Genomic DNA, 22,978 nt, shown 5'->3' on the forward strand with positions numbered 1-22,978 from the left:
GTCATAACTGAATGCGTAATGAAACCGTAGATGTAAAACCATGGCTGTGAAACCATGCCATAGCCAGTTGTTGACAGGAGCTTTCTGGGTCGTTTATAATAGAAAATAGCTTTGCGAAACACGGGAATGAGAGGAGTGTAGCGGCCTATGAAGCTTGAAAATTACGAAGTACATTTACCAAATTATTCCATCGGAGACAAGATCTACGACAAGATCGGCCCAGTGTGTGAATCTTATGGAAAAAAGGTCTGGATCGTTGGCGGTAAGCGGGCACTTAAAGCAGCAGAGGCTAAGATCCGGGAGTATGTGGTAAAAACGAATCTGGAAATCATTGGAACAGCTATTTATGGAGAGGACTGCACTTATGCGACAGTAGAAAGGCTGCGTGAACGCCCGGAATACCGCGAAGCAGATATGGTATTTGGCGTGGGCGGTGGGAAAGCCCTCGATACCGTAAAGTGCTTATGCATCACAGATGACAAGCCGGTGTTCGCGTTCCCGACGATCGCATCGAACTGTGCAGCATGTACCTCGGTGTCGATCATGTACAATGACGATGGCACCTTCCTGAAGCCAAACTTTTTTGTGCGTCCGGTCATGCATTCCTTCATTGACACGGAGATCATCGCAAAGGCACCAAGCCAGTATATGTGGGCTGGCATCGGCGATACCTATGCGAAATTCTATGAGGCAACCATCTCTTCCCGGGATGAGCGTCTGGAGCACTTTACTTCCCTGGGCGTTGCGACCAGCCATATGTGCCGGGACCCGTTGCTTATGTATGGTGCCAAGGCACTGGAGGACCACAAAAAAGGTCTTTGCACCTATGAGGTAGAGCAGGTTGTTCTTGCAATCGTAGTCACGACCGGAATTGCCTCCATCTTTCTGACGAAGGACTTCACACCGGATTACAACAGTGGACTTGCCCATGCAGTTTTCTATGCACTGACCTCATACCCGGTCATTGAGAAACGTCATTTACATGGCGAGGTAGTTGGCTTCGGCGTGCTTCTTCTGCTGCTTGTAGACGGACAGATGGATGAATTCGAAAAGATTTATCAGTTGAACAAGGACTTAAAGCTCCCTGTGTCTCTGGATGACATTGAGATTACGGAGGAACAGTGGCAGGAAAGCATGTCCCGGATCCCGGATATGTCAGACATCCGCCATTATCCGTACAAGGTGACACCTGAAATGCTTGCAGAGGCAATGGAGATTCTGGAAAAAAGAAACTGTTTATAAAAGACGAAAAACTGCAGCCTTACGCGAAGGACTGCAGTTTTTTTGTTATATTTTTATTTCGCTTCCGGGCGGAAAGCCCGATGAGGAGGCCAAGAAAAGCAGGCAGGAGCCAGCCAAGATTCAGATTAAAAAACGGCAGGAAGCGTTCAGCCAGATTTATGGCTGCATCTAGGTGCAAAGTGGTCTGCAGTGGTGCCGGAAGTGCCTTGAAAAAGTCGAACAGGGAGGCACACCAGGTGCATACCGTAACCCAGAAGTAAACCTTGGAGCTATGGCCAAACTGTTTCCCGAACAGCGCCAGCAGGATCAGCGCAATGGCCGGAGGGTAAATGAGCATCAGGACCGGTACGGAATACCGGATGATGGTGGACAGCCCTGCGTTTGAAATGAGAAAAGAAAACGCAGTAAAGAGTACAGCCCAGGCTTTGTAGGAAAGCCGTCCCGGAAACATTTTTTCAAAGGTTTCGGAGCAACTGGTCACCAGCCCGATCGATGTTTTTAAGCAGGCAAAGGTGATGGTGACAGCCAGGATCATAAGCCCGGCCCGGCCAAGGTAGTGGCTGGAAATCTGGGACAGGGCGATGCCGCCGTTTCCGGAGACAGCGAATAAGCCGAGAGACTGAGCGCCCATGAGGATGGTCAGCATGTAGATGAAGGCCATAAGGAGTCCTGCCAGAATCCCGGAATGCAGCACTTCACTGGCAATCGCCGCATCATCCTGCACACCCATCTGCCGGATCACCTGAATAACTACGATGCCGAAAGCGAGACCTGCAATGCCATCCATGGTGCCGTAACCTTCGGAAAGTGCATGGAACAGGGCACCATTTTCATAGGAAGCATCTGGTGCCGTGGAAAAGACCGGGGCGCCCGGATGCAGCAGGGCAGATACAATGAGGATTGCCAGGAAAAACAAAAACAGCGGGTTGATGATCTTTCCAATCCAGAGCGTGATGTTCCCGGGCCGGAGGGAAAAGAACAGTACCAGTGCAAAGAACACTGCAGAAAAGAGAAACAGTGTCATGCGTGGAGATATTGCCGTGCCAAGCATTGGGGCAATGCCGGTCGTAAACGATGTGGTGGCACAGCGCGGAATGGCAAAGCACGGACCAATGGTTAAGTAGAGCAGGCAGGTGAAAAAGCAGCCGTACCGTTTTCCAACCCTGGAAGCCAGCGCCTGCAGGCCGTCTGAATGGGTGTTGCCGATGGCTGCAACACCAAGGATCGGAATGCCCACGGCAGTCAGGATAAAACCAGTCATGGCCGGAAGCAGGTTGCGTCCGGCTAACTGACCTAAATGAACCGGAAAGATCAGGTTCCCGGCACCGAAAAACATGCCAAACAGGGTGGCGGCTACCAACAGCCTCTGTTTGAAAGAAAGATGTTTTTGTTTCATGATGTTTGAACACCTCAAATCTTAATATTTTTATAATCGTTTGTAATGTGAAGCATCGGCAAAAGCTGTTACTGACTGCGCAATGCGTGAGCAGTAGCTTGATATTTATTGTACTGTCCATCTTGCGGTTTGGGAAATCCATGTTTATAATAGAAATATGACAAACTGTAATACCTAATAAAGGAAAGGAACTGTGTAATGGATGCGAAGAAACTGGAAATCTTAATGACAGCAGTAGACTTAGGCAGCTTTTCCAGGGCATCGGAGGTGGTCGGATACACCCAGTCTGGGCTTACCCATCTGGTGAACAGCCTGGAGCGGGAAATCGGGTTTCCGCTCATCATCCGAAGCCACAATGGAATCGCCCTGACAGAGGAAGGACGGGAACTGATGCCTGCGATCCGCCAGTTTTTGCAGGCAAATGCAAATCTGGAAAACCAGATCCAGAGCATCACAGAGAAGCAGACAGAAACGATCCGCATCGCGGCTTACGCCAGCATTGCCATGTTCTGGATGCCGGAGATCCTGTACCGCTTCCGCCGGATCTGCCCGAATGTCGATGTCGATCTGCGCATGGTGGATCATGCGCTGGAACCATTTGAACTTTTACAGGATCACAAAACAGATGTGATCTTCGCCAGCAGGCAAAACTATGGGAACTGTGAGTGGACGCCCCTTTATCATGAATTACTTTACGCGATTCTGCCGAAGAATTATCCGCTTCATGGACGTACAGAATTTCCGCTGAAGGAGTTTGAGGGAAAGGAATTCCTGATGCCGTATGGGCGGTTTGATATTGATGTGCATGCGGCTTTTCGCGCAGTCGGGGTGAAGGCAAAGGAACAGACCGTGTATGTTGATGATGAGACACTGATCCGTATGGTTGGAAAAGGTCTTGGCATTTCCATGATGTCAGAACTGATGATCCGCGGCAATACCGATGATGTCTGCTGTGTCCCGGTCACGCCAAAGAGTATCCGCGAGCTTGGCATGGGAACGGAGAAGGGTGTGGAACTGCCGGAGAGTATGCGAAAACTGAAGGCGTGTGTGGTAGAATATACATCGCAGCTAAAAGGCAGAGATTTCCGAAACTGAAAATCCGGAAGCATGCAGTGCTGCTGGCCGTTTTTGCCGTTACGATCCACGCAGGCATACACGGTATCGGAAAAAGACCTTGACTTTTCTGCACAGAATGGCTAAAATGTTTCATAGATTATGGATGTCCGTTTCGGACAGACATACCTGCAATCACAAATAAAACTAAGAAAAGCGAAGATCGTGTATTTAAGATCCTGTTTCCGGTCAGAGAGAAGAGGCCATCGGCTGTGAGCCTTTTTCCGTTCAGACAGGTATCCGAATTTCCCACGGGAGCTGCATTGCTGAATGGCAGAAGCGAAACGTCAGTAGATTCTAAGTTGCCTAAGTTGCATTTCACAGGCGCATCGCAGACACAGGCTGAGTAGGCATTGCCGTCTGGTGTACGTTACATACCGGAAAGTGTCTGCGGCAGTTTGTGTCTGTCTGCAGGAAGCTGGGTGGTACCGCGGTAAGAATTATCGTCCCTTTGCGCATTTGCGTGAAGGGATTTTTTTTATTATTTCCCTGGGCAGGTGCGCAGGATTGCAAACATAAGTAGTAACTGCGCAGACCTATTGAACAGTTACCATAAGTATCACAATTATGGATAAAGGAGAAGAATCATGCAGGATTTAAAAGAGCTGAATGAAGTGATCGCTGCGATCAAAGAAGAGATCCGTCAGGGCGCAGATGCTTTGACCACATCCAGAAGTGTCTACGAGTTCAAGAAGACCTTCCTGGACAACAAGCAGGGCCGGATTGGTCTTTTGATGAAAGAAATGCGCAATGTGGCAAACGAGCAGAAGGCAGAGTTTGGTAAGACCATCAACGGCGCGAAAGAGTGGGCAAACCAGTTCTTCGATGAGCTGGACCAGAATTTAAAAGAGAAAGAGCAGCAGCAGCGCTACGAATCCGAGAAGATCGATATTTCCATGCCGCCGGTTAAGATCCGTTACGGCAATCTTCACCCGGTAACCACTGTGCGCAACCAGCTGACCGACATTTTCGCATCCATGGGCTTTGAGGTGTATGAGGGTACCGAGATCGAGACCGATTACTATAATTTCACTGCGCTGAACACCCCGCAGGACCATCCGGCACGCGATATGCAGGATACGTTCTATCTGTCTCCGGAGTTTTTACTCCGTACCCAGACCTCTGCCGGACAGGTTCATGTCATGGAAGCAAAGAAGCCGCCGATCAAGGTTGTTTCCCCGGGTAAGGTATTCCGTTCCGATGACGATGCAACCCACTCCCCGATGTTCAGCCAGATGGAGGGCCTGGTTGTCGATGAGGGTATTACCCTCTGCGACTTAAAGGGCATGCTGGACATGTTCGTACAGAGAATCTTCGGCGAGAGCACCAGAACCAGACTTCGCCCGTCCTACTTCCCGTTTACGGAGCCATCCGTTGAGGTGGATGTCAGCTGCTTCCAGTGTGGCGGCAAGGGCTGCAGACTGTGCAAGGGAACCGGCTGGATCGAGGTTCTGGGCGCAGGCGTGGTAAATAAGAAGGTGCTGGAGAACTGCGGCATCGATTCCGAGAAGTACAGCGGCTTTGCATTCGGCCTTGGCCTGGAGCGTATTGCCATGCTGAAATACGGCATCAACAACATCAAGATGCTTTTTGAGTCTGATCTGCGTGTGCTGGATCAGATCGATGACTGATCAGGACAGGAGGATTAGAAATGCTTGTACCATTAAGCTGGTTAAATGACTATGTAGATATCAATGTTTCCGCAGATGAACTGGAGACCAAACTCTTTGACTGCGGATTTGAAGTAGAAGAAAAATGGCAGGTGGGTAAGGACATCAGCGGAATCGTGGTTGGTTACGTAGAGTCCTGCGAGCCGATCCCGGAGACCCATCTTCACGTGTGTCAGGTCAATGTAGGCGGCCCAGAGCTCTTACAGATCTGCTGCGGCGCAGACAATGTCAAGGCAGGCGGTAAGTATCCGGTCGCTATGGTTGGGGCACAGGTTTACGCAACCGCAAAAGACCACGTCACCATTGAGGGTGTGGCTACCATTAAAAAAGGAAAATTAAGAGGCTATGAGTCCCACGGTATGCTTTGCTCCGGAACCGAGCTTGGCTTAAACGAAGACCTGTATCCGGGTGCCGGCTACAACGGACTTCTGGTTTTGCCGGAGGATGCTGAGATTGGCGCTGATGTAAAGGAACTGACCGGATTAAACGACTGGATCTTCGATGTTTCCATTACGGCAAACCGTCCGGACTGCCAGAGCATCTTCGGTCTGGCAAGAGAGGTGGCAGCAGCACTGGGCCAGCCACTGAAGACTCCGGCTCTGGACTATACCGAGACTGAGGTAGAAAAAGAGGGCTTTGAGGTCACCGTAGATGCACAGGATCTCTGCCCGCGCTATATTGCCCACTATGTATACGATGTAAAGCTGGGACAGTCCCCGGCATGGATGAGAAGACGCCTTGCCCTGGTCGGCAACAACTCCATTTCCAACATCGTTGATATTACCAACTACATCATGCGCGAGCTGGGCCAGCCGCTCCACGCATTCGACTGTGACTTCCTGGAGGGCAACGCAATCCAGGTAAGACGTGCAGCCGAGGGTGAGAAGATCGTTACCCTGGATGAAAAAGAGTTCACCTTAAACCCGAATAACCTGGTCATCTGTGACGGCAAGAAGCCGGTTGCACTGGCTGGTATCATGGGCGGCTTAAATTCTGAGATCCGCGATACGACCACCGAGGTTATGTTTGAGTCTGCAAAATTTGCCCGCGACAACATCCGCAGAAGCTCCCGTGCCCTGGGCCAGTCTTCCGACGCAAGCCAGAGATATGCGAAGGGTGTCGATGAGTACGCAACCGAGATGGCCATGAAGCGTGCTCTGCATCTGATAGAAGAGCTTGGTGCCGGAAAGGTGTCCAGGACCCACAAGAACGTCAACACCGGAAATTCCTTAGAGCCGGTTACCTTTAAGACCAGCATTAAGAAAGTAAACGGAGTTCTGGGCATTACCGTTCCGGATGAGGATATCGTCCGCATCCTGACCGGTTTAAACTTCCAGCCGGAAATCAACGGCGACGAGCTGACCCTGCACTTCCCGGCATACCGCGAGGATATGGAGGACTACCCGGATGTCGCAGAGGAAGTTATCCGTATGTACGGCTATGACCATATCAAATCCACCTTCCTTCCGACTGCAAAGGTAACCATCGGCGGAAGCAACCTGCGCCAGAAGACCATCCTGAAGGTGAAGAGAGCGCTGTGCAGCGTTGGCGCATTCGAGGGAATCCATTATTCCTTCTTCTCCCCGTCTGATTTAGACCAGATGGGCTTTGCTGCGGATGCACCGGAGCGTAAGGCAATCCGCATCATGAACCCGATCAACGAGGATCTGTCCCTGATGAGAACCACCCTGGCTCCGCAGATGATCCACGCAATGGGACGCAACCAGAAGAGAGGCATCTTCGAGGGCCGTATCTTCGAAATCGGCAACGCATTCATTCCGAAGTCCTTGCCGCTGACCGAGTATCCGGAGGAGCGGGAGACCCTTTGCATCGGTGTATTCGGCAAGAAGGAATCCTTCTTTACCTTAAAGGGTATGGCAGAGACCGTTGCGGATGTGCTTCATATTTCCTTTACCTACGAGAAGGCAGAAAAGCCGTTTTTACATCCGTACCAGACCGCAGCGATTTTCTGTGACGGCGAGGAGATTGGTTACCTCGGCAAAGTAAAATACGAGATCATGAAGGACGAGGCAATGCGCGAGGATGCTTACGTTCTGGAGATCAGCATGAAAGCTCTGGAGAAATGGTATGGCAAGGCTCCGGTATTTGAGCCGCTTCCAAAATTCGCAGAGGAGAAGCGAGACCTGGCACTGGTTATGGACAAAGACATTACCTGCGGACAGGTTGAGACCTGTATCCGTGAAGCATGCGGCTTCGTCAAGGATGTCACCCTGTTCGACGTTTACGAAGGAAAACAGATTTTAGGAAACAAGAAATCCATGGCATTCACCGTTTTATTCACTCCGAAGGACGAGGCATTTGGTGCAGACAGCGTAGACGGATATGTGAAGAAGATCCTCAAACAGCTGAACAAGACTTATGGAATTGAGCTGAGAAGCTAAGGATAAAAATGTGAAAATTGCCAGAAAACTGCCGTAAATGCTGTTAGAGCTGTCTTTTCCGTGTATTCTGGGGCCGACAGCGAGAAAAAGGCTTGTGTTTTCAGTCTGGCTATGCTAAAATGTCAGTGTTTGACTATTAGGAGGTGCATTTAGATGCTGAAAACGATTTTATCCGTGATCTTCGTTCTTATATGTCTGGCTTTGACCGTGATCGTATTACTTCAGGAAGGAAAGTCTCAGGGCCTTGGCGCGATCGGCGGTATGGCAGAGTCTTACTGGGGAAAGAATAAAGGACGTTCCATGGAAGGTACCCTGGAAAAGTTCACGACATTTGCTGCAGTAGCATTTATGGTACTGGCAATCGTATTAAACTTAGTCTAAGCAGAAGAAAAAGCACTCTTGGAAACAAGGGTGCTTTTCGTTTAAAAGAGAGGAATTATGACAGAAGAGTTATTAAAAGAAAGAAAAGAAGCAATGCTGGCCCTGATCAATGATCCGACCTACGTTCCCATGAAGATCAAAGAACTGGCTATGCTGTTAGATGTCCCGCGGGAAAAACGGGATGAGTTAAAAGAAGTTCTGGATGCCCTGGTGGCAGATGGCAAGGTTGGCCTTTCCAAGCGCGGCAAATACGGAAAGCCGGAGGCATTTACCATGGTCGGAACTTTTTGCGGTCATGCAAAAGGCTTTGGTTTTGTGACCGTGGAGGGCATGGACCAGGACGTGTTTATTCCGGCAGAAAAAACGAAGGATGCCATGCATGGCGATACGGTGCAGATCACGGCAAGCCCGGCAGCAAAGGGAAAACGCCCGGAGGGAGTGGTGATCAAGGTGCTGGAGCGTGCAAACCAGACTCTGGTAGGTTTTTACCAGAAAAATAAGAATTTTGGGTTTGTTGTGCCGGACAACCAGAAGATTAATGCCGATGTATTTATTCCGCAGGGCAAGGATATGGGCGCAGTGACTGGCCACAAGGTTGTTGTACGTCTGACCGATTTTGGCGGGGAGCGCAAGAATCCGGAGGGCATCATCACGGAGATCATCGGTCATGTAAACGATCCGGGAACCGACATTTTATCGATCGTAAAAGCATACGGCATTCCGGAGGAATACCCGCCGGAGGTCATGAAGCAGGTGAGCCGCATCCCAGACGAGGTGGATAAGGCCGACATGGCAGGACGAAAAGATATCCGCGATTGGCAGACGGTTACCATCGACGGGGAAGACGCGAAAGACCTCGACGATGCCATTACCATCAGACGGGAAAGCTATGGCTACAAGCTGGGTGTCCACATCGCGGATGTCAGCCACTATGTGACCGAGGGCAGCCCGCTCGATGAGGAGGCGTTAAACCGCGGCACCAGTGTCTATCTGGTAGACCGGGTCATCCCGATGCTTCCGCATAAGCTTTCCAATGGCATCTGTTCTTTGAATGCAGGAACCGACCGCCTGGCGTTAAGCTGCATCATGGAAATCGATCCGCAGGGCCGCGTGCTGGGGCATGAGATTGCGGAAACCGTGATCCGGGTAGACCGGCGTATGACCTACACGGCAGTTAATGCCATTGTGACTGACCGCGATCCGGACACCATGGCAGAGTACGCAGACTTCGTGGATATGTTCGATTTAATGAAAGAGCTGGCGGATATCCTGCGTGAGAAACGGCGCCAGCGCGGCTCCATCGATTTCGATTTCCCGGAGTCCAAGATCATTCTGGATGAAAAGGGAAAGCCGGTGGATATCAAGCCGTATGAGCGGAATGCGGCAACCAAGATCATCGAGGACTTCATGCTGATGGCGAACGAGACCATCGCAGAGGACTATTTCTGGCAGGAAATTCCGTTCGTATACCGGACTCACGATAACCCGGACCCGGAGAAGATGAAACGCCTGGGCGTCTTCATCAACAACTTTGGCTACACCATCCGCACACACGACGGGGAAGTGCATCCGAAAGAACTGCAGAAACTCTTAAAGAAGATTGAAGGAACCGAAGAAGAGGCATTGATCAGCCGCTTGACCCTGCGCTCCATGAAGCAGGCAAAATACATGCCGGTCTGCAGTGGGCATTTCGGCCTGGCAGCAAAGTATTACACCCATTTCACCTCTCCAATCCGCCGTTATCCGGATCTGCAGATCCACCGTATCATCAAGGAAAACCTGCGGGGCGGCTTAAGTGAGAAGCGCATCGCCCATTATGATAAGATCCTGACCGGAGTGACCATCCAGTGTTCCGCAACAGAGCGCCGCGCGGAAGAAGCAGAGCGCGAAACCATCAAGCTTAAGAAGTGCGAGTATATGTCCAAACGCATCGGTGAGATCTTTGAGGGTGTGATCTCCGGTGTGACGAACTGGGGCTTCTATGTAGAACTCCCGAATACCGTAGAGGGTCTTGTGCATGTCAACGAGCTGCACGGAGATTACTATGTGTTCAATGAAGAGCGCATGGAACTGCGCGGGGAAATGAGCGGAAAAACCTACAAGCTTGGACAGAAGATCCAGGTGGTGGTAACCGGAACCGACCGGTTAACCAAGACAATCGATTTTATTCCGGCGAAGAATATGGAGCTTCCGGAGGAATAAAAGACAGGAGGGCAATTTTGAAAGAAGCAATCAAACTGGTGGCCAACAATAAGAAGGCCTATCATGATTATTTTATTGACGAGAAATTTGAGTGCGGTATTGAGCTGTTCGGAACCGAAGTCAAGTCCATCCGTATGGGAAAGTGCAGCGTGAAGGAAGCATTTGTCCGCATCGACAAAAATGAAGTTTACATTTACGGCATGCACATCAACCCGTATGAGAAGGGCAATATCTTCAACAAAGATCCGCTCCGTGCGCGTAAACTGCTCATGCACCGCAGCGAGATCAACAAACTGGAAGGCAAGATCCGCGAAAAAGGCCTGACCCTGGTGCCGCTCCAGGTTTATTTTAAAGGCAGCCTGGTAAAGGTAGAGATCGGTCTGGCACGCGGTAAGAAGCTGTATGATAAACGCGACGATATTGCGAAAAAAGATGCGAGACGTGAAGTGGAGCGGGATTATAAGCAGAAACTGCGGTAAACTTTTTTGTGGGAAGAAAATCTGCAAGATAGATCTTGTGGTTATGAAAAACTGCATGGATATAAGAAATAGTCATATCTAATATGAAGCACATGTATAGTCAAATTGAAAATCAACCATTGATTTTCATAACAGTCAGGGCTATAATGTTCATTAATCAATCGATTATAAATCTTCCCGCGGATGACAAAACGGCAAAAGCATCAGGATACCGCATCGGGGGCCATGGGAAACCAGAGATGGAGGATAAGACAATGGAAAAGAAAAATCTTGACTGGGGAAATATCGGATTCAGCTATGTAACAACTGACTACCGTTATGTGTCAAACTATAAAGACGGAAAGTGGGACGAGGGAACCCTGACCGAGGATCCAAACGTAGTAATCAATGAGTGCGCAGGCATTCTGCAGTATTGTCAGGAGTGCTTTGAGGGCTTAAAGGCATACACCACCGAGGATGGCAGCATCGTAACCTTCCGCCCGGACTTAAACGCAGAGCGTATGATGGACTCCTGCGCAAGACTGGAGATGCCGCAGTTCCCGAAAGAGCGCTTCATGGAAGCACTCGATAAAGTCGTAAAGGCAAACGAGGCATGGGTACCGCCGTATGGCAGCGGAGCAACCCTTTACATCCGCCCGTACATGTTTGCATCAGGACCGGTTATCGGTGTAAAACCATCTAACGAGTATCAGTTCCGTATTCTGGTAACTCCGGTAGGCCCGTACTTCAAGGGCGGCGCAAAGCCGATCACCATCTGCGTCAGCGACTTCGACCGTGCTGCACCTCACGGAACCGGTCATGTAAAAGCTGGTTTAAACTATGCAATGAGCTTACACGCACATGAGGTTGCACATGACAACGGATTCGATGAGAACATGTTCCTGGATCCGGCAACCAGAACCTATGTAGAGGAGACTGGTGGTGCAAACTTCTTATTTGTAACCAAAGATGGCGAGCTTGTAACTCCGAAGTCTGATTCCATTCTGCCGTCCATTACCAGACGTTCCCTGGTTTATGTAGCAGAGCATTACCTCGGCATGAAGGTAACCCAGCGCCCGGTAAAGCTGTCTGAGCTTGGCGATTTCGCAGAGTGCGGCCTGTGCGGTACTGCAGCCGTTATCTCTCCGGTAGGCAAGGTAGTAGACCACGGCAAAGAGATCTGCTTCCCGAGCGGCATGGAGAAGATGGGACCGGTTACCCAGAAGCTGTATGATACCTTAACCGGCATCCAGATGGGTAAGATCGAAGCTCCGGAAGGCTGGATCCACAAGATCAAATAAGAAAATCAGGCAAGAGGCATTTGATTTTTAAACCAGAAGTTGAAAATTTAGACACCCGGATCTCGTTGACAAAAACGGATCCGGGTGTTACAATATCACATACTTGCAGCGGCGGTTTCACTTCTTTGCGATGCGCCTGCAGCAGGTATTTGTTATGTATCACCGCTGAGTCACGGTGAGCCAGTAAGGGGTTGTACTGGTTTCGACGGGGGTCATGCAGCTGGTGAAGCTATCCGCATGCGGTGCGTTAAACGGCAAAATTAAAATTAAACGCTGAAGATAATTTAGCATACGCAGCCTAATGGCTGCTGTCAGCCTTAGTGCACTCACACATTAAGAGTCTGGCATCGACTATGTGAGAAACGACATGTATTAAGCTTTGCGTGCATGGGCGTATCATGAAGCTACTGAAACTGCGAGGGTGTCTGTTTTCGCGCGGCAGAGGGAATGTCAAATAACAGACTATGATAGTAGAAGAACAGGGAATTGATTTTCGGACAGGGGTTCGATTCCCCTCAGCTCCACGCTAAAAGCCGCGTATTTACGCGGCTTTTTTTATCAAAAGAAACAGTGGAAAAAAGAACGTGAGTTCTGCATAATGAAATATAGAAAACGAAAAGGAGAAGACGGTATGAACTATGAGGAATTTAAAACAGAGTTTATGAAGCGGCTTACGGAAAAGATGGCAGGCATGGAAAACATCTGGAAGTTTAAGCTGTTTGAAGATGGGGCGGTTTCTGAAAATCCAGAGGAAGGTGCTTTTATCCGGGCAACGAATGATAAATACAGCCAGACAGAGAGCGATACGCTGATTGGAGATTTTCTGCGGATCGCGCCGGTAGATAAAACGGAGGGCGGCGAAGCCAGATTTGAGATGAAGTACCTTTACGAGAGCTTTCAGGAAGCAGGATGGGACTTCATCTGGAAAATTGTGGAGGCGAATATGCGCTGCGCGAAAAACATCGACATCAAAGACATCAGCAGTGTGATCGATCAGTATGACCAGATCAAAGGCAGGCTGATTTTGCGCCCGCTGAATTATACAGACAACAAGTATGCATTGAAACACTGCATATACAGACAGGTTGGAGATATGGCGCTGGTTTTATATCTGCTGCTCTCAGACAGCAGTGAGTTTGGCCTCACAACGACGAAGATCCAAAAAGAAATTGCAGAAAAATGGGAAAAGAGTACCGAAGAACTCATGGAGACGGCACTGATCAATACCAACATTCGTTCCGTGCCAAGAATGTACAACAGTCCGGCAGAGTCTGCAAATCCGAAGTATCAGACCGGTGCGTACATGTCGGTAGGAGCAAAAAGCAGACTTGCAGCCGGGATGAACAGCAGCATATTTACGACATATCCGAGTGTGAATGGCGCGATCAGTTTCTGGTATCCGGGCGTACAGAAGAAACTGGCTGAGATGGCTGGCGGGGATTATTATGTTGCATTTACGGGAATCCATGAGTTTCATATTCATCCGGTGGGCAGTACGACCCCGCGGGAAATCCTGGAACGGATCAAGCAGATGAACCGCTACATGAACAAGAAAGAAGAAATTCTGAGCAGAAAGGTCTATCGTTATCAGGCCGAAACGGGAGAATTAAAAGAACTGGAATTGTAAGGAAGTAATATGGGCAGAAAAAAGAATGTTTATAATCAGGCAAAACGCGGAGTGAAGCGTTATCAAAAGGCAAAACAGGGGAAAAAGGGCAGAGCAGCAGTGCTTGCAGCTGTGGCGATCATTCTCGCGGCGATCGGTGTCAGCCAGAAAGACATTGGGCGGCTGGAACAGGCAGCAGAACGGGTTCTTGATGCATATGAGACGACTGCGGAAACATCTGTGCAGGGACAGGGAAATTCTGCACCGGGACAGCAGACGTATGATGTGGAAAATCCTTCCGGTGTTCAGATTGGTGCTGGCGTAGAAGTTTATGTGGATCTGGTGGCTATCCCGCCTTATTCCGGTGATCCTTATGCGGTTGTGAATGGAAACGTTCCATACTTTACCGAATCGGATCTGACGAGCGAATCATTTGAGTATTACAGCGACTTAGATGAGCTGGGACGCTGCGGTACTGCCTATTCCAGCGTAGGAACCGATCTGATGCCGACGGAAAAACGCGGTTCCATCAGTAAGGTGAAGCCCACAGGCTGGCAGACTTCGGAATATGAGTTTGTCGATGGAAAACATCTCTACAACCGCTGCCACCTGATCGGATACCAGCTGACGGCGGAGAATGCGAATGAGAAAAATCTGATCACCGGTACCCGTTACCTGAACGTAGATGGCATGCTGCCATTTGAAAATCTGGTGGCAGACTATGTAAAGGAAACAGAAAACCATGTGCTGTACCGTGTGACTCCGGTGTTTGAGGAGGACAACCTGGTCGCATCCGGTGTGCTGATGGAAGCGGAATCCGTAGAGGATGAAGGCGCGGGGGTAGAATACTGCGTTTACGTTTATAATGTGCAGCCGGGTGTCGTGATCGATTATGCGACCGGGGAGAATCAAGCGGCAGAATAATGCTGCTGTTAGCCAGAAAATCCCGTTGATGGATACTTATGTGAGAATAGCAACATCACGCCCGTTCATTGCCGCTTCGTTGACGGATGCGATACAACTGTGTTACAATGTAACCTGGTTTTTGCGTAAGAGCGACGAAAAACGTTACGCAAAATAAACATGTGACTGTGAAGCTATGGAACAGTTATGAAGAAACATAAATGGCGGGGTTACATACATATGAAAAAGAAAAGTCTGGTCCGTACGCTTGGAATGAGCATGACAGCGCTTGCGGCCGCGGCAGCGATTACGGTATCTGGAATTCAAAGTGAAGCATCATCTTCCTATTTAAAAGCGGCGACGTATGTGTCGGATGCCTGGGTAAGCAATTTCTGGAATTCGGAAAGTGATCACATGGAGGAGGAGCTGGCGCAGATTGCGGCAGATGGGTTCAACAGCATTGTGCTGGTGATCCCGTGGCGCGAATTTCAGCCGGGCGTGCTTCCAATCTCTTATAACCGTTATGCCTTCCAGAAACTGGATAAAGTAATGTCCGCTGCGCAGGCAAAGGGACTTATGGTGGAGCTGAGAATCGGCTATGTCTGGGATTACTATTCAGATGATGTAGCTACGACCCGGTACAAAGAACTGTTAAAGGATGCTTCTACCCGTGCAGCCTGGTTGGCATACGCAAAGCAGATCTACCGGACGGCATCGGCGCATTCCAATTTTCATGGCGGTTTTATCACCTGGGAGGATTTCTGGAACTATGTGGAGGATGCGGCAAACCTGGGAAAGGGTGCAAACAGCAGGGAAGCAGCAAAGAACTGTGGATATCAGGCATGGCTGAAAAAGCATTACTCTTTAAAACAGATAAATGGCTACTACCAGCCGGCGGAACGTTTTGCCAGCTTTGACGATATTTATATTCCATCCAGAACCAGCTATGCGTATAAGCTGTTTTATGAATTTTACGATGATTTCTTAAATGATCTTTTAGAGAATACCCAGAAGGTTTTCCCCAATCTTTCCATGGAGGTCCGGCTGGATGTTGACCCGGTCGATGCAAACGATGGAAGTGGCCAGGCTGGAGCGGCACATTACAGTACCTTCTCCTGCAAGGATGCAGATCACACAGCGTTGATGTATAGCGTTTCCATGGGGCAGAGCTTCGGTGCCGTGATCTCCGCACAGGAAGCAATCCGGACTATGAATGAGCAGCTTTCTATCGTCCGTTCTAATAATGGGGGAAAGCCGGTCTTCGTTGACCAGCTTCTTTACATGGATGCAACCGAAGGGTTTGAACAGAATGCGCGGCTGGCGGAAAGCCACCGGGGCGCATACCTTACCGGTATCCCGGATACGCTCCGCACCTATACAAACGGGTATGCGGTCTGGACTTACCGGAATTATACGAATAATCCGGTTTATAATCACCAGTTTGCCCTTGGTACCCGTGGCTGGGAGGTGCGTAGCGGTGCTGTGAAGGAACGTAATGGCAGCAGCCAGCTCTTTTTACAGAAAGGCGGTAAGCTGTCGCAGAAAGTCGGACACCGGATCGGAGGGCGCTCTACCCACGATGGCCATGTGCGTTTTACAGCAGACAGTGATGAGCCTGTGACGCTGACGGTAAAGCTTGGCTCCATGAGCCAGACGGTGGAAGTAAACGGACCAAAGCAGTATGACTTGAATCTTGGGCGCAAAGGATTCTATGATGTAACCTTTGAAACAGATGGTGACGTATATCTGGACAATGTTCATGTATACAATTTTGTGCAGGATGGCCAGCTATATGATGTGGATGGCAATGCGCTCAGCTGTCTTGGGGCCATGCGCTCCCTGAATGCGAGCATGAACTAAGAAAGATTCTGCCAGCTTCAAAGAAAATTTCCGGACACCTTTCCAAACGTTTTGGAATGACTTTTGCAAGAACGACTTTTGCAAAATTTTTATGCTTGACATATTTTCCGGCCGTGCTATAATCAGTGACAGATATGAGAAAAGTTTCATATTTACGAACACGTTGATGAGAAGAGTACTTCGGCAGAGCCATTCAGAGAGAGGTGCAAAGGGTGTGAGCATCTTATGGGAAGGCCGGCAGGAAAACCAGCTCGGAGTGGTCCTTAATCGGATCCGGTGATTCCGTTACCATCAGAATGAAGCGGCTGTGTGAATTTACATTCAGGCAGCAAACAGGGTGGAACCGCGATAAATGAATTATCGTCCCTTGTCCGGTGTGTGAAAACACATCAGGCAAGGGGCTTTTTTATTTCAAGATGCAAAAAGCTTTTGCATCGCTTGCTAAAACTTATCGTCCCTTGTATCATAAGAAAAAATACCAGGAGGAAAAAAGCATGATCATCACATTAAAAGATGGAAGCAAAAAAGAGTATGCACAGGCTATGTCCATTATCGATATTGCCCGTGACATCAGCGAAGGACTGGCACGTGTTGCATGTGCCGGCGAGGTAAACGGCGAGACCGAAGATCTGCGTACCGTTATCGACAAGGACTGCGAGCTGAATATCCTGACTGCAAAGGATGAGGCAGGACTTGCAGCACTTCGTCACACCGCAAGCCATGTTATGGCCCAGGCGATCAAGAGACTGTATCCGAGCGCAAAGCTGGCAATCGGTCCGTCTATCGCAGATGGTTTTTACTACGACATCGATTTTGAGACCCCGATCACTGCAGAAGATCTCGAAAAGATCGAAGCTGAGATGAAAAAGATCATCAAAGAGGCACTTCCGCTGGAGCGTTTCACTCTTCCGAGAGAAGAGGCACTGGCACTCATGAAAGAGAAAGAGGAGCCGTACAAAGTTGAACTGATCGAGGATCTTCCGGAAGGCGAAGAGATCAGCTTCTACAAGCAGGGTGAGTTTACCGATCTTTGCGCAGGTCCGCACTTAATGAACACCAAAGAGGTCGGAAAGGCTTACAAGCTGACCAGCATTGCCGGTGCATACTGGAGAGGAAACGAGCACAACAAGATGCTGACCCGTATCTACGCTACCGCATTTGCAAAGAAGGAAGAGCTGGAAGCATACTTAACCATGATCGAGGAAGCAAAGAAACGTGACCACAGAAAACTGGGAAAAGAGCTTGGCTTGTTCATGATGCACGAGGCTGGTCCTGGCTTCCCGTTCTTCTTACCGAAGGGCATGGTATTAAAGAACACTCTGTTAGAGTATTGGAGAGAGATCCACAAGAAGGCTGGTTATGTAGAGATTTCCACTCCGGTCATCTTAAACAGAAGCCTGTGGGAGACCTCTGGTCACTGGGATCATTATAAGGATAACATGTACACAACTGTTATCGATGACCAGGATTATGCGATCAAACCGATGAACTGCCCGGGCGGCGTTCTGGTTTATGCATCTGAGCCGCGTTCTTACCGTGATCTTCCGCTCCGTATGGGCGAGCTTGGACTGGTTCACCGTCATGAGAAATCTGGCCAGCTTCACGGCCTGATGCGTGTACGCTGCTTTACTCAGGACGATGCACACATCTTCATGACTCCGGAGCAGATCAAGGACGAGATCAAGGGCGTTGCACAGCTGATCGACAGCGTATATAAACTGTTCGGTTTCAAATATCATGTAGAGCTTTCTACCCGTCCGGAAGACAGCATGGGAAGTGACGAAGACTGGGAGATGGCTACAGACGGTCTGAGAAATGCCCTGGATGAGATGGGCCTGGATTATGTGGTAAATGAAGGTGACGGCGCATTCTACGGCCCGAAGATCGACTTCCACCTGGTAGATGCGATCGGAAGAACCTGGCAGTGCGGTACCATCCAGCTTGACTTCCAGCTTCCGCAGCGCTTTGAGCTGGAGTACATTGGTGCAGACGGCGAGAAACATCGTCCGATCATGATCCACCGTGTAGCATTCGGTTCTATCGAGCGTTTCATCGGTATCCTGATCGAGCATTTCGCAGGTGCATTCCCGACCTGGCTGGCTCCGGTACAGGTAAAAGTACTGCCGATCTCTGATAAGTACATGGATTATGCAGAGAAGGTAAAGGCTGCCCTGGATGCTGCTGATATCCGCACTGAGGTAGATACCCGTTCCGAGAAGATCGGCTACAAGATCCGCGAAGCACAGAAGAACAAGATTCCGTACATGCTGGTCGTAGGCCAGAAGGAAGAGGAAGAGGGCGTTGTATCTGTCCGCAGCCGTTTCAAAGGCGATGAGGGACAGAAGTCCTTAGAGAGCTTCATTGAAGACATCAAAAAGGAAATTGCTTCCAGAGAAGTACGTGCTGTGGAAGTAAAACCAGAGCAGAAATAATACCGGAACAAAAATAATGCCGGTACAATGCTAGTGCAGAAATAAAAAATACGTTGTTGTTTGCGTGATGTGTGAGCAGCAACGTATTTTTTTAATGAAAAAGTCCATACTAGTCCTGTGGAATTATTTAAAATAAGAAACAGGAGGTATGGGTTCCATGACGAAATTAGAGTGCAACGTAACAAACTGTCTTCACAATGCAGATAACTGCTGCTGTAAGCAGGCTATCATGGTAGATGGCCATGATGCAAAAGAAAAAGAGCAGACCTGCTGCGGAAGCTTCGACGAAAACAAAGGTGGTCTCTTTAAAAATGTCTTTAAGACACCAGAAAGCCGCCTGGAGGTTTCCTGCGAGGCAGTGCAGTGCATTTACAATGAAAATCACCGCTGCGCAGCCGAGCATATCGGCATTGCGGGAGACGGCGCAAGCAGGGCGGAGCAGACACTCTGTACTACATTCGAGAAGAATTAAAATTTTATTTTGAAAAATCCCCGGAAAAACGCTTGACTTTTCCGGGGATTCATAGTATAGTAATGAAAGTTGTGAGAGCAACACAGGAAAGTAGGTATCCACCTCACCTCGGCACGAGCAAGTGACCCTGGTTTATAGCAAAGAATGCGTATATGCGGCGGCAACAACGTCCTATGCGATGCTTTTGAGGGTGGGTAGAATATTCTATCTACTTTTTTTATGCAGAAAAACAAACATGCAGAATTCTATGATGGGGGTGCACGACTATTAGCGAGTTAATGATTAACGAACAGATCAGAGACAAAGAAGTTCGATTGATTGGTGCAGACGGCGAGCAGTTAGGAATCATGTCTGCGAAAGAGGCCTTTAAGCTGGCTCAGGACGCAGAACTGGATCTTGTAAAAATTGCTCCGACGGCGAAGCCACCGGTTTGTAAGATTATCGATTACGGTAAATATCGTTACGAACTGGCAAGAAAAGAGAAAGAAGCTAGAAAAAAACAGAAGGTAATCGAGGTTAAGGAAGTGCGGTTGTCTCCGAATATTGACACCAACGACTTAAATACAAAAACGGGCGCAGCACGGAAATTCCTGGAAAAGGGAGATAAAGTCAAAGTTACCTTACGTTTCCGTGGTCGTGAGATGGCGCATATGTCCAAGTCCAAGTACATTCTGGACGATTTTGCTGAGAGCTTAAAAGATATTGCAACCATTGACAAGCCTTCCAAAGTGGAAGGAAGAAGCATGGTTATGTTTTTGACTGCCAAGAAGTAAAAGCAAAGAGAAAGAATTAAGGAGGAAGTTATAATGCCTAAATTAAAAACAAGCAGAGCAGCTGCAAAACGTTTCAAAAAGACCGGTACCGGTAAGCTGGTAAGAAATAAAGCATACAAATCTCACATCTTAACTAAGAAGTCTACCAAGAGAAAGAGAAATCTTAGAAAAGATATCGTTACCGATTCCACCAACGCAAAGGTAATGAAGAAGATTTTACCATATCTGTAATAGACTGATTAGATTAAGAAGGAGGAAAAACCGATGGCAAGAATTAAAGGCGGTATGAACGCAAAGAAGAAACACAATAGAGTGCTGAAAATGGCTAAAGGCTACAGAGGAGCACGTTCTAAACAGTATAGAGTAGCAAAGCAGTCTGTAATGAGAGCTCTGACCAGCTCCTACGCAGGCCGTAAGCAGAGAAAGAGACAGTTCCGTCAGCTGTGGATCGCTCGTATCAACGCAGCAGCACGTATCAATGGTCTGTCCTACAGCAAGTTTATGTACGGCTTAAAGCTGGCTGGTGTTGAGATGAACCGTAAAGTTCTGTCTGACATGGCTATCAACGATGCTGAGGGCTTCGCAAAACTGGCTGAGCTTGCAAAAGCTAAATTAGCTTAATAGGCTTTATAAAAGAACATAAAGAGAGGACCGGCGTTTGCCGGTCCTTTTTGCGCTGCTTGCCGTCAGGCTTTTTCATAGACAGTGTAGTTATTGCGCCCGCCGCGCTTGGTCTGGTAAAGTGCCTTGTCTGCATTGCGGTAGAGGTCATCGAAACGGATGCCCTGTTCCGGGCTAAAGGCAAGGCCGACACTGAAGGTAATGGACTGGTTATCCATCTCTGCATGCTTTACAGCGCGGATCTGGCCGAGCATGGCTTCTACCCGCTTTAGGGCAATGTCTTTGGAACCGATGTTTTTCATGAGGATCACGAATTCATCACCGCCGATACGGCCGATGATGTCCTCATCGCGGAACTGTGCTTTTAAAAATGCGCCTACGCGCTGAAGGATCACATCGCCGACTGCGTGTCCCCAGGTATCGTTTACATCCTTAAATTTGTCGATATCGAGAATCAGAAAGGCGTGGAGCGAATCCGGGCTGCCTGTCCGGAGAAATGCATCGATGACAGGCGGGGTGTGTTCCTTATTATAAAGAGAAGTCAGACCATCGATCTGGGCGGAGTATACAAGCTCCCTCCGGTCTCTGGTATGGATCATGGCAATGCGGCAGACCAGAAGAAGAACCAGGAGCATGAAATAGCAATTCAACGCAAGCTCATAATCGTGGATGAATTCGTAGCTTTGGTTGGCAATGGATACGGGAATGACGTAGCACATCATCCAGTTGTTTAAGTGGAGTGGCGTGTACGCAATATAGCGGCTGGAAGTCGGGTCCTCTGGCTGGATCAACTTTAAAATGCCTTCAGACTGGGACTGGAAGGCGTCGCGGATTTTTTGAAGAGAATCGTTGCTGCGAAAATCCCATTTGCTGTAAAAGTCAAAGAAATTATCGGTGTAGGTGATTTTCTGTGTATCGGCATTACCGTCCAGGGTGATGATATTTCCCTGTTCATCGATGATGATGCAAAAGCCCTGGCTTCCGAACAGATCGTCGAACATTAAGTGGTTCAATGCGGTAATATTATAGGAAGTGCCTAAAACCCCGATGACAGAGCTGTTATGCAGGACCGGAACGCCAAGGATCACACGGGTCTCATGGTCGACACTGCTTTGGACCGGATCGCTTAAGATCCGCTGGCCACTGATTCCTTCTTTAAAATAATTGCGGTGGGAGAGGTCTTTTACATCCCCATTTTCATAGTGCGCGGTTCCGTCCGGCTCGATCAGTGCAACGTGATCGATGGAGGTGGTGGATTTGATGGAGAAAAGCATATCCCGGTTTTCCTGGGAGAGAAGTACGCCGTCCTTTCCAATCTGTGCTGCGATCCCGTCCAGAAACTGGTAGTTGACATCCAGAATATCCTCAAAATGTACGCTCTGCCTGGAAACATTGGTTATCAGCTTTGACTGGGACAGTGATTCTACAGCACGTTGGGAAACTGCGGAAAAAACAACAATGCCAAGCACAGTTGCAACAATGAAGGCTACGATACTGGGGAGATAACCCTGGAGCGGGGTCTCGAATTTCTTTTTCATAAACAGTCACCTCATTCGTTAAAAAGTTGTGAACTCTCTTCAATTATATCGAGTTTGTGTAAAAAAATCTACAAAATGCATAGAAAAAGATGACAAATATAAAAATGTGTATGCCAAAGTGATAAACTTAAGGGCAGAAATGAAATGAAAAAGGGCAAAAAATAAAAAGAAAAAATAAAAAACAAAAAATGATAAAAAGTGCTTGCCAGAAACAGGGAACTGTGGTATAGTATTAAACGTTCGCGGGAGTGCTGGAATTGGCAGACAGGCTAGACTAAGGATCTAGTGGCAGTTATGTCGTGTGGGTTCAAGTCCCATCTCCCGCAGTATCTTCTAAAAAGAGGGTACGGGAACATTCCTCGATAGCTCAGTCGGTAGAGCACGCGGCTGTTAACCGCGCTGTCGTAGGTTCAAGTCCTACTCGGGGAGTTTTGCAGAAGTGGCGGAATTGGCAGACGCGCACGGTTCAGGTCCGTGTGGTAGCAATACCTTGTGGGTTCGACTCCCATCTTCTGCATGAGCAGAGCGAAGAACAATTGGTTCTTCGCTTTTTTCATTTCATGAGAAATCAAGGTCTGTGAAACAAGAACGCTCCGAGAAGCTATAAA

The 22,978-nt window shown here is 48.8% G+C and carries 17 protein-coding genes, 3 tRNA genes, 1 other RNA gene and 1 pseudogene; 20 read left to right on the forward strand and 2 right to left on the reverse strand.

The genetic code is table 11. The features are described 5' to 3' along the window. Positions 1 to 147: 147 nt before the first annotated feature. Positions 148 to 1,242, forward strand: coding sequence for an iron-containing alcohol dehydrogenase family protein (locus tag DW922_RS03125; protein WP_118725760.1), 1,095 nt, complete (start codon positions 148 to 150; stop codon positions 1,240 to 1,242). A gap of 19 nt (positions 1,243 to 1,261) precedes the next feature. Here DW922_RS03125 and brnQ read toward each other — a convergent pair whose 3' ends face one another. Beyond that, complete coding sequence (brnQ, locus tag DW922_RS03130; RefSeq protein ID WP_118725761.1) at positions 1,262 to 2,638, reverse strand: branched-chain amino acid transport system II carrier protein; 1,377 nt, start codon at positions 2,636 to 2,638, stop codon at positions 1,262 to 1,264. A 198-nt stretch (positions 2,639 to 2,836) separates the two neighbouring features. Here brnQ and DW922_RS03135 point away from each other — a divergent pair, with 198 nt between their 5' ends. The 16 genes and pseudogenes from DW922_RS03135 to rplT all read left to right on the forward strand — a co-directional run bounded on the left by DW922_RS03135 (position 2,837) and on the right by rplT (position 20,832). Beyond that, positions 2,837 to 3,733, forward strand: a complete 897-nt coding sequence (locus tag DW922_RS03135; protein WP_118725762.1) for a LysR family transcriptional regulator — start codon at positions 2,837 to 2,839, stop codon at positions 3,731 to 3,733. A 605-nt stretch (positions 3,734 to 4,338) separates the two neighbouring features. Next, positions 4,339 to 5,382, forward strand: a complete 1,044-nt coding sequence (gene pheS, locus DW922_RS03145; RefSeq protein ID WP_118543363.1) for a phenylalanine--tRNA ligase subunit alpha — start codon at positions 4,339 to 4,341, stop codon at positions 5,380 to 5,382. Positions 5,383 to 5,402: 20 nt separating this feature from the next. Further along, positions 5,403 to 7,823, forward strand: a complete 2,421-nt coding sequence (gene pheT / locus DW922_RS03150) for a phenylalanine--tRNA ligase subunit beta (protein WP_118725763.1) — start codon at positions 5,403 to 5,405, stop codon at positions 7,821 to 7,823. 153 nt (positions 7,824 to 7,976) lie between these two features. Further along, positions 7,977 to 8,204 (forward strand): preprotein translocase subunit SecG, encoded by a 228-nt coding sequence (gene secG, locus DW922_RS03155; RefSeq protein ID WP_118718439.1) that lies wholly within the window; start codon positions 7,977 to 7,979, stop codon positions 8,202 to 8,204. 57 nt (positions 8,205 to 8,261) lie between these two features. Beyond that, positions 8,262 to 10,406, forward strand: a complete 2,145-nt coding sequence (gene rnr / locus DW922_RS03160; RefSeq protein ID WP_118725764.1) for a ribonuclease R — start codon at positions 8,262 to 8,264, stop codon at positions 10,404 to 10,406. Positions 10,407 to 10,420: 14 nt separating this feature from the next. After that, complete coding sequence (gene smpB / locus DW922_RS03165) at positions 10,421 to 10,885, forward strand: SsrA-binding protein SmpB (RefSeq protein ID WP_118718437.1); 465 nt, start codon at positions 10,421 to 10,423, stop codon at positions 10,883 to 10,885. A gap of 239 nt (positions 10,886 to 11,124) precedes the next feature. Further along, complete coding sequence (locus DW922_RS03170; protein WP_118718436.1) at positions 11,125 to 12,165, forward strand: branched-chain amino acid aminotransferase; 1,041 nt, start codon at positions 11,125 to 11,127, stop codon at positions 12,163 to 12,165. A gap of 187 nt (positions 12,166 to 12,352) precedes the next feature. After that, positions 12,353 to 12,692, forward strand: a transfer-messenger RNA (tmRNA) gene (gene ssrA, locus DW922_RS03175). A gap of 104 nt (positions 12,693 to 12,796) precedes the next feature. Beyond that, positions 12,797 to 13,792, forward strand: a complete 996-nt coding sequence (locus DW922_RS03180; protein ID WP_118543369.1) for a DUF5688 family protein — start codon at positions 12,797 to 12,799, stop codon at positions 13,790 to 13,792. Between the two features lie 288 nt (positions 13,793 to 14,080). Continuing rightward, positions 14,081 to 14,686: pseudogene (locus DW922_RS03185) on the forward strand (DNA/RNA non-specific endonuclease); the annotation flags it as partial. A 228-nt stretch (positions 14,687 to 14,914) separates the two neighbouring features. Next, positions 14,915 to 16,534, forward strand: a complete 1,620-nt coding sequence (locus DW922_RS03190) for a hypothetical protein (protein WP_118725765.1) — start codon at positions 14,915 to 14,917, stop codon at positions 16,532 to 16,534. 494 nt (positions 16,535 to 17,028) lie between these two features. Further along, positions 17,029 to 18,966 carry a threonine--tRNA ligase gene (gene thrS / locus DW922_RS03195; protein ID WP_118543372.1) on the forward strand — a complete coding sequence of 646 codons (1,938 nt, stop codon included), beginning with the start codon at positions 17,029 to 17,031 and terminating at the stop codon, positions 18,964 to 18,966. A 157-nt stretch (positions 18,967 to 19,123) separates the two neighbouring features. After that, positions 19,124 to 19,438 carry a DUF1540 domain-containing protein gene (locus DW922_RS03200; RefSeq protein ID WP_118543373.1) on the forward strand — a complete coding sequence of 105 codons (315 nt, stop codon included), beginning with the start codon at positions 19,124 to 19,126 and terminating at the stop codon, positions 19,436 to 19,438. Positions 19,439 to 19,716: 278 nt separating this feature from the next. Beyond that, positions 19,717 to 20,211: a translation initiation factor IF-3 gene (gene infC / locus DW922_RS03205; protein WP_118543374.1), complete on the forward strand. Its 495-nt coding sequence runs from the start codon at positions 19,717 to 19,719 to the stop codon at positions 20,209 to 20,211. A gap of 33 nt (positions 20,212 to 20,244) precedes the next feature. Beyond that, complete coding sequence (gene rpmI, locus DW922_RS03210) at positions 20,245 to 20,442, forward strand: 50S ribosomal protein L35 (RefSeq protein WP_118543375.1); 198 nt, start codon at positions 20,245 to 20,247, stop codon at positions 20,440 to 20,442. A gap of 33 nt (positions 20,443 to 20,475) precedes the next feature. Next, positions 20,476 to 20,832, forward strand: coding sequence for a 50S ribosomal protein L20 (gene rplT / locus DW922_RS03215; RefSeq protein ID WP_118529968.1), 357 nt, complete (start codon positions 20,476 to 20,478; stop codon positions 20,830 to 20,832). 65 nt (positions 20,833 to 20,897) lie between these two features. On the opposite strand, the gene DW922_RS03220 is transcribed toward rplT, so the two are convergent. Next, positions 20,898 to 22,370 carry a sensor domain-containing diguanylate cyclase gene (locus DW922_RS03220; protein ID WP_118725766.1) on the reverse strand — a complete coding sequence of 491 codons (1,473 nt, stop codon included), beginning with the start codon at positions 22,368 to 22,370 and terminating at the stop codon, positions 20,898 to 20,900. Positions 22,371 to 22,612: 242 nt separating this feature from the next. Here DW922_RS03220 and DW922_RS03225 point away from each other — a divergent pair. The 3 genes from DW922_RS03225 (at position 22,613) to DW922_RS03235 (ending at position 22,887) form a co-directional block, all read left to right on the forward strand. Next, positions 22,613 to 22,696, forward strand: a tRNA-Leu gene (locus DW922_RS03225). Positions 22,697 to 22,726: 30 nt separating this feature from the next. Next, positions 22,727 to 22,799 (forward strand) — tRNA-Asn (locus DW922_RS03230). 4 nt (positions 22,800 to 22,803) lie between these two features. After that, positions 22,804 to 22,887 (forward strand) — tRNA-Leu (locus tag DW922_RS03235). Positions 22,888 to 22,978: the final 91 nt, after the last annotated feature.

It is taken from the genome of Clostridium sp. AM42-4 (assembly GCF_003480105.1).
Lineage (GTDB): Bacteria > Bacillota > Clostridia > Lachnospirales > Lachnospiraceae > Brotaphodocola.

Coding starts and splice junctions, on each gene's coding strand:
- rnr (WP_118725764.1), top strand. CDS start 8,262: ATGACAGAAGAGTTATTAAAAGAAAGAAAAGAAGCAATGCTGGCCCTG.
- pheS (WP_118543363.1), top strand. CDS start 4,339: ATGCAGGATTTAAAAGAGCTGAATGAAGTGATCGCTGCGATCAAAGAA.
- DW922_RS03135 (WP_118725762.1), top strand. CDS start 2,837: ATGGATGCGAAGAAACTGGAAATCTTAATGACAGCAGTAGACTTAGGC.
- DW922_RS03220 (WP_118725766.1), bottom strand. CDS start 22,370: ATGAAAAAGAAATTCGAGACCCCGCTCCAGGGTTATCTCCCCAGTATC.
- thrS (WP_118543372.1), top strand. CDS start 17,029: ATGATCATCACATTAAAAGATGGAAGCAAAAAAGAGTATGCACAGGCT.
- DW922_RS03200 (WP_118543373.1), top strand. CDS start 19,124: ATGACGAAATTAGAGTGCAACGTAACAAACTGTCTTCACAATGCAGAT.
- secG (WP_118718439.1), top strand. CDS start 7,977: ATGCTGAAAACGATTTTATCCGTGATCTTCGTTCTTATATGTCTGGCT.
- DW922_RS03180 (WP_118543369.1), top strand. CDS start 12,797: ATGAACTATGAGGAATTTAAAACAGAGTTTATGAAGCGGCTTACGGAA.
- infC (WP_118543374.1), top strand. CDS start 19,717: ATGATTAACGAACAGATCAGAGACAAAGAAGTTCGATTGATTGGTGCA.
- rpmI (WP_118543375.1), top strand. CDS start 20,245: ATGCCTAAATTAAAAACAAGCAGAGCAGCTGCAAAACGTTTCAAAAAG.
- brnQ (WP_118725761.1), bottom strand. CDS start 2,638: ATGAAACAAAAACATCTTTCTTTCAAACAGAGGCTGTTGGTAGCCGCC.
- DW922_RS03190 (WP_118725765.1), top strand. CDS start 14,915: ATGAAAAAGAAAAGTCTGGTCCGTACGCTTGGAATGAGCATGACAGCG.
- DW922_RS03125 (WP_118725760.1), top strand. CDS start 148: ATGAAGCTTGAAAATTACGAAGTACATTTACCAAATTATTCCATCGGA.
- rplT (WP_118529968.1), top strand. CDS start 20,476: ATGGCAAGAATTAAAGGCGGTATGAACGCAAAGAAGAAACACAATAGA.
- DW922_RS03170 (WP_118718436.1), top strand. CDS start 11,125: ATGGAGGATAAGACAATGGAAAAGAAAAATCTTGACTGGGGAAATATC.
- pheT (WP_118725763.1), top strand. CDS start 5,403: ATGCTTGTACCATTAAGCTGGTTAAATGACTATGTAGATATCAATGTT.